At 57.1% G+C, this 8856-nt stretch carries 10 protein-coding genes and 1 pseudogene; 4 read left to right on the top strand and 7 right to left on the bottom strand.

Features of this window, described 5'->3' with window-relative positions; translation table 11 throughout:
• Positions 1 to 67: 67 nt before the first annotated feature.
• Positions 68 to 412 (top strand): annotated as a pseudogene (locus tag Q6D67_RS14905) (transposase); the annotation flags it as partial.
• Here the strand turns inward: Q6D67_RS14905 and Q6D67_RS14900 are convergent.
• From Q6D67_RS14900 to Q6D67_RS14890, 3 genes are all read right to left on the bottom strand, one after another.
• The gene (locus Q6D67_RS14900) at positions 408 to 962 is read right to left on the bottom strand and encodes a site-specific integrase (RefSeq protein ID WP_304706459.1); all 555 of its coding nucleotides are present in this window, start codon (positions 960 to 962) and stop codon (positions 408 to 410) included. The pseudogene Q6D67_RS14905 and the gene Q6D67_RS14900 sit on opposite strands and share 5 nt — an antisense overlap.
• 864 nt (positions 963 to 1826) lie before the next feature.
• Positions 1827 to 2594, bottom strand: a complete 768-nt coding sequence (locus tag Q6D67_RS14895; protein WP_304706458.1) for a MauE/DoxX family redox-associated membrane protein — start codon at positions 2592 to 2594, stop codon at positions 1827 to 1829.
• 86 nt (positions 2595 to 2680) lie between these two features.
• Entirely contained in the window at positions 2681 to 3346 is a 666-nt protein-coding gene (locus tag Q6D67_RS14890) for a CPBP family intramembrane glutamic endopeptidase (RefSeq protein WP_304706457.1), read from the bottom strand.
• A gap of 394 nt (positions 3347 to 3740) precedes the next feature.
• Between Q6D67_RS14890 and Q6D67_RS14885 the strand changes: the two genes are divergently transcribed.
• Positions 3741 to 5051 (top strand): tetratricopeptide repeat protein, encoded by a 1311-nt coding sequence (locus tag Q6D67_RS14885; protein WP_304706456.1) that lies wholly within the window; start codon positions 3741 to 3743, stop codon positions 5049 to 5051.
• 7 nt (positions 5052 to 5058) lie between these two features.
• On the opposite strand, the gene Q6D67_RS14880 is transcribed toward Q6D67_RS14885, so the two are convergent.
• The 3 genes from Q6D67_RS14880 to Q6D67_RS14870 form a co-directional block, all read right to left on the bottom strand.
• Positions 5059 to 5325 (bottom strand): DksA/TraR family C4-type zinc finger protein, encoded by a 267-nt coding sequence (locus Q6D67_RS14880; RefSeq protein WP_304706455.1) that lies wholly within the window; start codon positions 5323 to 5325, stop codon positions 5059 to 5061.
• A 76-nt stretch (positions 5326 to 5401) separates the two neighbouring features.
• Positions 5402 to 5938, bottom strand: coding sequence for a methyltransferase (locus tag Q6D67_RS14875; RefSeq protein ID WP_304706454.1), 537 nt, complete (start codon positions 5936 to 5938; stop codon positions 5402 to 5404).
• 88 nt (positions 5939 to 6026) lie between these two features.
• A complete protein-coding gene (locus Q6D67_RS14870; protein ID WP_304706453.1) occupies positions 6027 to 6419 on the bottom strand; it encodes an acyl-CoA thioesterase in 393 nt (130 codons plus the stop codon).
• Between the two features lie 178 nt (positions 6420 to 6597).
• Between Q6D67_RS14870 and Q6D67_RS14865 the strand changes: the two genes are divergently transcribed.
• Positions 6598 to 7377, top strand: a complete 780-nt coding sequence (locus tag Q6D67_RS14865) for a glucosaminidase domain-containing protein (RefSeq protein WP_304706452.1) — start codon at positions 6598 to 6600, stop codon at positions 7375 to 7377.
• Entirely contained in the window at positions 7374 to 8375 is a 1002-nt protein-coding gene (locus Q6D67_RS14860) for a polysaccharide deacetylase family protein (protein ID WP_304706451.1), read from the top strand. The genes Q6D67_RS14865 and Q6D67_RS14860 overlap by 4 nt, the downstream gene beginning before the upstream one ends.
• Before the next feature lie 2 nt (positions 8376 to 8377).
• Here Q6D67_RS14860 and Q6D67_RS14855 read toward each other — a convergent pair whose 3' ends face one another.
• Complete coding sequence (locus tag Q6D67_RS14855) at positions 8378 to 8854, bottom strand: VOC family protein (RefSeq protein ID WP_304706450.1); 477 nt, start codon at positions 8852 to 8854, stop codon at positions 8378 to 8380.
• Between the last annotated feature and the right edge of the window lie 2 nt (positions 8855 to 8856).

Below are 8856 nucleotides of genomic sequence, written 5' to 3'. Positions count from 1 at the left end.
TCGAGGTAACAGAATCAAACCAGGCCGCCGCTTGATTCAGGCCCTTGAACACCAGATTTGACAATAACTCTATATTCAGGGGTGCGTCGCTCTCAAGCGCGAACTAGTGAGCTGTCTGCGCACCGGGCGGGCGTTCCGTGTACCGAGAGCCAGGGCTCAGGCCAAAGCAAGGGCACACGTCAGCGAGGAAGTCGTGATCTCCAGCCGTCCCGCTGAGGTAGAAGATCGTGCCTTGCCCGGACATTGGGAGGTCGATCTGATAATCGGCCTGAGCCGATCTGCGATCGGGACGTTGGTCGAGCCGGCGAGTCGATTCACCGTGCTCGTCCATCTGCCTCGCGAGGAAGGTTATGGACTGACGCCCCGGAGAAAGAACAGCCCTGAGCTTGCCGGCTACGGCGCTGTCACTATTGCCACCTTCTATGTAAAGTTTGGTGACTCATCAAAAGACCGGGTCCGCGAGCTCGACAGCACATCGCCCGCTGGATGCGCCGTTTGTCAATCAGCTCCCCTCTAGCGTAAGCGGTACCAGTAAGGTCGCTGTTGACGCGGGCCAGGGCAAGCTCCGGCACTTCTTCGGCGTAGCTGGTGTGTTCTTGGGCCCACGTCCGGAAGGTGGCGCGGAACCCGTGCGCGGTCACATCACGCCCCAATGCTTTGGGTACCTTGCTTACCGCAACGTCGGAGATCGGCTTACCAGCGCGGGGGCTAGGAAAAACGTACTCGTTCATGCGCGGCAGGGATTTCAGCAGCTTTACTACCTCATTAGTCAGCGGCACCTTGTGGGTTTTGCCGCCCTTCATCCGATCGTCCGGTATAGTCCACAGCTTGGCTTTCAAGTCGATCTCATTCCAGCGGGCATCCCTCGCCTCACCCGGACGGGCCGCTGTGAGGATAAGGAACTGTAAGACGCTGGCTCCCAGTGTGTCCTGATCTTTCAATCTGGGCCAAAAGTCTGGCATGTCATCCACGGGGAGCGCTTTGTGGTGTTTCCGTTTGGCTACCTTGTGTCCGGCGGATAAGGTTAGGTCGAGATTGCCTTTCAACCGTGCCGGGTTGTCGCCATTCCTCAGCCCCTTAACCCCGGCGAGGTCTACCACGCGCTCAGTGTGGAGGCGGACCCGGCTTGCAGTTTCATGTTTCGTGGTCCAGATGGGCTCCAACAGCTTAACGATGTGAGCCCGCTCTATGTCCGCCACCACCATGCGCCCAATGGTTGGGTAGGCGTGGGTCTCCAGTTGCTGGGTCAGTTTGTAGACTTGCTTCGCGCTTTTTACTTCCGAGACTTCTTGGCGATGTACTCCTTCGCCACGTCGCTGAAGGTGACGGCCTTAGCCTGTTCAGCAATCAGGACATATTTTAGAGCCTTACGCTCCGTCACAGGGTCTATCCCTACCGTGTCGCAGCCTCCGTACAGCGGCGTCTGTCAGTTCTCTTGCTCTCTTTGGCATAGCCCTCTCCAGCAGCTTGGCTTTCCGGACCCAAACTCCGGAACCAAATATCCCAAAGACTCAGAAGTAATATTGGTCAACCACATCCGTCACAACATCAAATCACAAAAACCGGACCCAAATACGTAGATACTACTAATGTAACAACATAAAAGATGAGATTTGATAATAGAGCATGAAACAGGGTTAGACAGCGGAATTCGTTTCGTACATATCTTCAATAGTATTTTAATACAAATTGCGATTACATGATATTCCGCCGGGGCTTGGCCTCCGGTACCAATACATTAAAATAATCAACAGGTTACGATAGAGCCCGAGCTCTCCCAACAAGAACAGCACACCCACAGGGAAAAGCTGCGAACCCACACTCACTTAAAGCAGATACATCCTGACGGGCATCCACAAGCCCATCAGAATCATGATCAGGTTTTCGGTCAATGACACAAAACCCAGCGGCACGTTCGAGTCGCCGCCAGCGCAGGCACACTTGAGTTCGCGCTTGTCAATATAAACAGCCTTGAACACCGACACTGCCCCGATGGTGCCTATGAAAAGAGCCGCCGGTGCGGCCAGCCATATCAGCACGCCGGCCAGCATGAGAATACCAGCCGCCGTTTCAACAAATGGATAAACGTAGCCGTAGCGCACCTGCCGCTGAGCCAACAGGTCGTAGTTGAGAAACATGGTACTGAAGCTTTCCAGATCCTTGAGCTTTTGCAAGCCCAGCAGGCACATGGAAATGGCAACAAACCACTCCAGCGTACGTATCGACCACAGGGTGTCCAGCGCTACCCAGGCAACCGCCAATGCCATCAGGAACGCGGTAGAGAAAATCGCAACGATAGGCCTATAACTGACTTCTGTTTCCCCGGGCACTTCCAGTCCGAAGTACTTTCGCAGTTCCTCATAGCCGCCGATGCGTTCACCGTCTATAAAGACCTGCGGCGTGGTGTCAACCTGGTGCTCGGCCTTGAATGCTTCGGCCTGGTCGCGTGTCTCGAGAAGATGGTCTTCGACCTCCAAACCCTGTCGCTCCAGTAGATCCTTGCTTTTGAGACCGAACGGACAGACATGTTCTTCGGTCACCATCCGATAGAGTTCGGCGGAATTCGCTTGCTGTCGGGTAGCATCTTGGGTCATCTCAAACTCTCCAGTCATTGCTCGGTAATCTCGTTCCCAGTGCCTCTCATAGCCTGGAATCCATTGGCGGTCCATCGAACGGCTGTTTACCAGCCTTTGTACAAGCCGAAGATACCCCAAATATCCACCAGGGCGTGAGCGCCCATGAGCGCCCAAAGATTTCTACCGCTGCGGAAAAATACAAATCCAAAGCCAATCCCGACCAGCGTTATAGAAATCATTCCAACAATACCTTGCTCGTAGTGGGGAATCGCAAACACCACACCTCCGATACAGACCGCCAAAGCTTTGCTCGCAAATGAAGTGCCCAGCAGAGCTGACAGCTCGTGCAACAGAAAGCCTCGGTAAACAATCTCTTCCGCAATTGCCGCGCTCACAAGGGCATAAGCCAGAAGCTTGAGGGCAGCACCCATGTTCCCTTCCAATGCTCCATAGCCGGAATGGTCAGCTTCAAAGCCCGCAAGCCACTCGATGATTGGATTGATGATGTCGCCAAGGATGAAAACTACGAAGAGCGCCGTCACCAGGGCCCAAAGAAGCGTCGACCTGAGTGACACTGGCCATTTCAAGCCGACAGGCGCGACGCTGCCCGTTTCCGCCCATACAATAAGAAGCGCCAGACAGGCGAACAGCGGCACCTTAAATGGGAACGGCACAGGAGCAAACATCGCGCCAACAAGTAGTACAACAGTGTAGAGAACGCGTATACCGCTTCGGACCTCGCGTTGTCGGCCAGGGACAAAAATAGACACAATCAATCTCCAAATAACTTTCTGGATTTATCTTTCAGGTTGGCAATAAATACTGCTTGAATTGCGACAATAAAGGAATTCGTTGCGTTGAAGGTTTTTTTTGTGAACGGGATTCTAATTCGACATCCATAAGCGACGCAAGAAGCCTCGCCCCGGAACAGGACAAGCCGCGCCCTGGCAGGCGCCACAGATGATGACGACAACCTATACAGGCCACAGGTTCCAACTTCCTGATGACGACATGGAATGCCTGTGTTGACTTGGCAAAAACGAATTCTGGTCTAGAGTATAAACATACCCTCGGGCTCTACCAGCGCGGCTTCAACGCCGAGGCCATTTTCAAGCAGGGTGGGACCTGATGCGGCAGCCTGGCGGTTGGCTGGGAGGATGGCCAATGCGTTATCTGACGATTGTCCTGGTGTTGACCTTGTCGCTACCGGCAGCGGGCCAGCGCGCATCGCACCCGCACAACTCCATCGCACCCGAACCTCCGCGCCCTACCCCGTACGGCCTGGATATTGTGCGCATCAGCAGCCTCCCGCGGATCGCAGTCAAGGAAGACACTCCACTTCTGGATCCGTTGTCAGAACAGCACCAGCGATCAGTAGACTTGCTGCAAGCATCCAGGGGGCCCTATTCGCCGACGTTGATCGAACCGCTGAGCGAGCTCGGTCGCGCTTACCAGCACACGGGGCGGCACCGCCCTGCCATCGACGCCTTCAAACGCGCCCTGCACCTCATCCGCGTGAATAGAGGCCTCTACAGCGAAGACCAGCTATCGCTGATGGAACACCTGCTTGTCAGTCAATTGGCTCTGGGACAGGTCGCGATGGCGGACGCAGGCCATGACTATCTTTATCGCGTTCAGCGCAAGCTCTACCAACCCGGCAGCGAAGCCATGTCCGAGGCCGCAATGGCGTATGGTGACTGGAAGCGGAAGGCTTTCCTGGACGGGTTTGGCGATGCCACCTACAGGCACTTGCTCAAGATTCATAAACTGCACAGCGGCATGATCGATGAGATCCAGGCGGGTAATGCCGACGACCTGGCCCAGGTCCCCCACCTCTACGAGCGCATGCGGGCCGAGTACCTGATATCCCGCTACGAGCGTGAGCAGGGCCCGGTCGTCCAGCTGAACATTTCGCAGAGCGGGCTCAATGCCATGCCGAGTTCGACCCAGGAGGAACTCGAATTCCACCGGCTGAAAAAGAACAACTATCGCACCGGGCGCCGGACCATGGAGCGGATCGTGACGCTGCTGGAGCGCCAGGATCCGACCAATGTACAGGCACTGGTTGAGGCCGGGATCGCCCAGGGTGACTGGTACGCCTGGTGGGGGCAGACAGCGCTGGCCCGGCAGTGCTATGAGCGCGCCTACGCCCTGGGGTCGGAGGACGGTAGCCCGGCAACTGACCCTGCCTCCCTGTTCGCAGAGCCGGTGGAGCTGCCCGGTGAGCCGGTCTTCCAACCTGGCCCGATGACGCCACCGGCCAATAACCAGGCCCGTGCCGTGGTGCGCTTTGATGTCTCGGAACTGGGCGAGGCGCGTGACATCAAGTATATTGAACTGGAGGCTGAACGAGCGGACGACGCCCGCCTGGTCCTCTACCGGATGCTGCGCAGCGTCCGCTTCCGCCCGATCCTGCGCGAGGGTACCGTGGCGCGGGCCCACGCCATTGTGCGGGAATACAATTTTCAATATTGACGGGGAATCACCTGAGCTGACTACCCTTGCTGCCCCGTCGATTAATGCCTGCGGTCTGCTCCCCGCCCACTTCGAGCTCAGCCTGACATTTGATGCATAGCTGCACACCGGGGATGGCCTTGCGCCGAGCCTCGGGAATCGCCAGTCCGCACTCCACACAATCCCTGGCGCTCTCTCCGCTAACCAGGTGCTGCCTGGCGCGTTCTACAGCCTCATCCAGGCTTGCATCAATCTGGTCCTGTACGGCACCGTCTTTTGACCAACCGCCCGCCATGGTGAACTCCTGAAAAACTCTTGTCAGATGTAGACAACGGCTGGCTTCGTTTGTTTGATCGTGACTCAGGCAAATGTCAGCGTTCCAGCCGCATGGCGATCAGCAAATAGAGCGTCTGGAGCAATGGCACGACAATCCAGTCCGGGTGGGGGTAGCGCATGATCAGGAAAATGCCCCAGATTGAGATCATGGTGCCGACGTATTGCGGGTGCGGCACCACTGAGAAAGGAAACCCGGTCACCCATGGGACCTGATGGCCGAGCCGATTGCCGTAGAAAACGCCGACCTTTCCCAGGCGCCAGAATACGCCGAAGTTGAGAACCTGTCCGGCCAGGAACAACCCGGTGCCGACAAGAAGCCAGGGCATCGGTGCGCTCGGCAGGGGTGGAAAGCGCCCATCGAACAGCGACCACCACGCAACGAATACGCCGATCTGAATGCACTTGAAGACGAGGAAAATCCGGTACAACGCCGCCACCGGATCGTCCATCCCAAAAATCCGTCTTTGGCTGCACAACCGCATGAAGCCTGCCGGATGACGCCAGATCAGAACGTAAATGACACGTTCGATGGCCAACAACAGTGCGGCACCCAGGGTAGCTATCCAGAGCATGTGAATCTTCCGTTCATGAGAAACTATAAGCAGGTTTCAGAGATGAATTCAAGCGAAGACACAGGCAAGCTTAGTCGCTATATTGCGATCAGCCGTTGTCCCCCTCGCCTCCCGGCCCCGGCCATAGATACTCGTGGGGCGTCGGGCGCCCGTCTGCATCCAGATTGACAAACACAATGCGGTCGATGGAAATAATCGTCTGCTTGGTGATCTTGTTGCGCACCTCTGCTCGCAGGGTCACCGAAGAGCTGCCGCAGGCGGTCACTTCAACGCCCATCTCGATAATATCCCCTTCGCCTGCTGAGCTGACGAAGTTGATCTCGGACATGAACTTGGTCACCAGGTGCCGGTTCTCGCCCAGTTGGCACATGGCGAAGATCACCGCTTCTTCGTCGATCCAGCTAAGCAGTTGGCCGCCGAACAGACTGCCATGGGGGTTGAGGTTTTCGGGTTTGACCCATTTGCGCGAGTAAAACTTCATCGAATGGCCTGTCTGAATTGAGTAACGAATACAATGAACCGTGCACGACACATGGCTCCCCACATGGCGGAATCACGCACCATGTGTGCTATGTTACCCAACAAAACGCAGCATTGAGATCAGTTAATTTACGAAACAATCGCCCTGGCACGGAGAGGTAATGGATCGGGAAGCGAACATGCAAAGTAATCACTCCGGGCGAAAACGCTGGGCCATCATCGCCGGGCTGGCATTCACGGTGCTGGCCTGCCTGTGGTACGTTTTCAAGGATCACTCCAGTAGCCTTCCGGATTTTTCCCGGTTCGACCAGACTGTCGAAATGAAAGAGGCATTCTTTACCTACATGGAGCCCATAATCACCAGCGAGAATAATGCTGTGCGCGAGCAGCGGTCCAGGCTAAAGACGATAGCCAGGGCTTTCGAGGCCGCTGGGGAAATCGGCTTTTACAATCGGTGGCGGCTCAATCGGCTTGCGGATGCCTACGGCGTGCCGGAAGATTTCGCTACGGAGATGAAGATCGCCACCCTGCTCCAACGCGTCGACATCGTGCCCGTGGAACTGGCGGCGGTGCAGGCCGCCAAGGAATCCGGCTGGGGCCGTTCCCGTTTTGCAGTCAAGGCCAATAACCTGTTTGGTCACTGGTGCTTTGATCCCGGCTGCGGTGTGGTGCCCGAAAACCGGGTTGCCGGACGGAAGCACGAGCTGAAGGCCTATGATTCGGTAGGTGAGGCCATCGCCGGGTACATGCTCAATCTCAATACTCACCCCAAATATCTGCTATTTCGCCAGCTGCGGGCACAACTACGGGAAGCCGAGGAGCGCCTTTCCGGCGTAGCCCTGGCCGACGGGCTGCTCTACTATTCCGAGCGCCGGGAGGCCTACGTCAAAGAAGTGAAGGCAATGATCAGGCAGTATCGGGAATTTACCAGCGAGATGGAGGCCCAGGCTCAGACATGATTCTTCGGCTTCTCGTTTTGTTGGTGGCACTCTCCGCCGTTCAGCCCACACTTGGCGCTGCTGATCACGGCGTTGTCCTGCTCTATCACCACGTCAGCGAGTCCACACCGCCCAGCACCAGTGTCACCCCTGATCGTTTTCGGCAGCACCTGGATTACCTGTCGGACAACGGCTTCAATGTCATACCGTTGCGTGAACTGCTGTCCAAAGGTCTGTCGGGTGATCCCCTGCCCGATAATGCCGTCGCCATCACCTTCGACGATGCCTATATTTCGGTTTTTACCGAAGCGGCCCCGATGCTTGCCCAGCGGGAATGGCCCTTTACCGTGTTTCTGGCGAGTCAGCCCCTCGACGACGAGGTGCAGGGCTACATGTCATGGCCGCAGGCGGGAAAGCTGCTGGAAATGGGCGGCGAGATCGGCGGCCACTCCCACAGCCATGATTATCTGGTGCGGAGGCAAGACGGTGAAAACGACAGGCAATGGCGTCGCCGGGTGGAAACGGAGATCGACCAAAACCTGCAGCGCATAACAGCGGAACTGGGGATAGAGGTAACCGCCTTCGCCTATCCCTTCGGAGAATACAATCGGGCACTCAAAAGCATGGTGGCAAAGCGCGGCCTTCACGGTCTGGCCCAGCAATCTGGCGCGGTAGGGCTACATACGGACCCGCGGCAGGTTCCCCGCTTTCCCATGGCGACCAGCCACGACGACGTGGAGCGTCTCAAGCTGGCAATCCACAGCCAGCCCCTGCCGGTCCTGGAGCAGCAACGGGAAGGAAACGTAATGATGCTGGAGTTGGCGCGTTCCGATCTGCCGACCATCAGCTGCTTTTCTGCTGATGGCGAGATACTTTCGGTATCGACGGTCGACGAGATTCGTTACCGTGTCGAACTGCCCCCGACCCGGGCCGGGCGCAACAAGGCCAACTGCACGGCGCCCACCGGAGCAAGCACGGGTGAGTTTTACTGGTACTCCTACCTGTGGCTGGGTGATTGAAATCAGTTAGCAGGCTCACCTGCGCCCGACTCGGGCATCTGCAACAGCTCCAGGTAGAGCGGAAAGTCCGGGTTCTCCAGATAGGCGAACACCGTGTCGGCATTCCAGCGCTGGTACCAGTAGGGGCTGTAGCCGACGGCTGCGAGCTTTGCGATCCAGGCATCGGCGTCCGTCACCCGGTAGCGCAGATGGTGCAAACCCTCCCGCCCTGACTGAATGAATTCGCTGTGCGGACTGGTGCCGTCCTGCCACTGGATCAGCTCAATCTCAAGGTCACCGCTGCTGCCGAACGCGATCTTCAGCCTGACGTCCTCGCTGCGGCCGCGAAAGTCGGCACCCTGTACCGAGCCGTCCATAAACGTAAACGGACCGAACACCGGGCCGAACTGGCGCACCCATGCGTCGAGGTCCTTTACCACAAAACCGATCTGGTCGATGGGCGGCAAGCCCAGGGTCTCGAGGGCGGGATCCTGCGTCATTG

It is taken from the genome of Haliea sp. E1-2-M8, assembly GCF_030649675.1.
Lineage (GTDB): Bacteria > Pseudomonadota > Gammaproteobacteria > Pseudomonadales > Halieaceae > Haliea.
The sequence above is the reverse complement of the archived record's forward strand: the minus strand, read 5'-3'. Positions and strand labels throughout refer to the sequence as shown.